The sequence below is a fragment of the Synechococcus sp. CB0205 genome (genome assembly GCF_000179255.1).
Taxonomy (GTDB): domain Bacteria; phylum Cyanobacteriota; class Cyanobacteriia; order PCC-6307; family Cyanobiaceae; genus Vulcanococcus.
In genome coordinates this window covers 1-1,363 of record NZ_ADXM01000003.1, presented here as the reverse complement: position 1 = coordinate 1,363, position 1,363 = coordinate 1, and the positions used below count along the sequence as shown (strand labels likewise).

At 58.1% G+C, this 1,363-nt stretch carries 1 protein-coding gene; it reads left to right on the top strand.

The window, feature by feature from the left end; all coding sequences use genetic code 11:
* The first annotated feature begins 143 nt into the window (after positions 1 to 143).
* The gene (locus CB0205_RS0100025) at positions 144 to 1,325 is read left to right on the top strand and encodes an IS256 family transposase (RefSeq protein WP_029625980.1); all 1,182 of its coding nucleotides are present in this window, start codon (positions 144 to 146) and stop codon (positions 1,323 to 1,325) included.
* The last annotated feature ends 38 nt before the right edge of the window (positions 1,326 to 1,363 follow it).

Sequence of the window (1,363 nt, the reverse complement as noted above, 5' to 3'; positions counted from 1 at the left end):
TCCCTGAGGTACTGTAACTTGATGTCTGGAAATTTGTCTGAGGTTTGCGCTTTGAGTCGATTTCCTGGGGGGCATGCCCCCCAGGAAATCGCGGCGCCATCGTGCTATCCCATGGAGTTGGAAAACATTCATGGAGGAAGCAAATGGACCTACGACACACTACGACGATTGAGGCCGTTTTGGAACATCTGATCGCAAACGGGGCAACCGATCTGGGGCGGGTCTTTGGCCAGCTCTTTGAACTTGCGATGCAGATCGAGCGCGAACAGCATCTGAAAGCGGCCCACTACGAACGAACGCCTGAGCGGCAAGGCTACGCCAACGGCTACAAGTCCAAGCGGATAGACACCCCTGCTGGGACCGTCACCGTTCAGGTCCCAAAGACGGCCGGTCACGGGGACGACCCGTTCTATCCTCAGGCGTTGGACCGCGGTCAGCGGTCTTCGCGCGCTGTCATGCTTGCCGTGGCCGAGATGTACATCAAGGGTGTTTCCACGCGCCAGGCCGAAGACGTGATGCGGGAGTTTGGGATCGAAAGCTTGTCCTCGACCCAGGTCAGCCGGGCCACCAAACTGCTGGATGATGAATTGGCCGCCTGGCGCAACCGTCCCCTCGGGCTTATGAAATACCTGATCCTGGATGCGCGCTACGAAAAAGCCCGCCACGACGGCGTTGTGCGCGACGTCGCAGTGCTTTCAGCCATCGGGATAGGAGCAGATGAGCGCAGACACGTTCTGGGCCTCTCTGTGGCGCTCTCCGAGGCTGAGGTCCATTGGAGGGCCTTCCTGGAGAGCATGCAAGCCCGTGGCATGCGGGGCACGACCTTCATCGTCTCTGATGATCATGCCGGGCTGAAGGCCGCTCGCCGTGCGGTGCTGGGGGCAGCCACCTGGCAGCGCTGTCAATTCCATCTGGCTCAGAACGCCGTGCAGCATGGGCCCAACAACGACATCAGAAAACGTATCGGGAAACAGCTCAGAGCTGTCTGGAATGCATCTTCGCTTGAAGCCGCCGAGGCCGAACTGACCACCCTTGTGGCCAGCTACCGCGACAAGCATCCGGGATTCGCCGATTGGCTGGAAAACAATGTGCCCGAGGGACTCGCTGTCTTCACCTTGCCAGAGGCGCACCACAAACGCATGCGCACATCGAACGGCATCGAACGACCGATCCAGCAGGAACTAAAACGGCGCACATCAAAGGTCAGGGTCTTTCCAAACCTCGACTCATTGGAGCGCCTCTCAACCGCGGTGCTCGTCGAAATCGACGAAAAATGGGAAACCGAAACCAAGGCATATATCAAATGGGAACAGCTCGATGAATGAAACCTTCACGGCAATTTCCAGACATCAGGTTGCGTAAT

Coding starts and splice junctions, on each gene's coding strand:
- CB0205_RS0100025 (WP_029625980.1), top strand. CDS start 144: ATGGACCTACGACACACTACGACGATTGAGGCCGTTTTGGAACATCTG.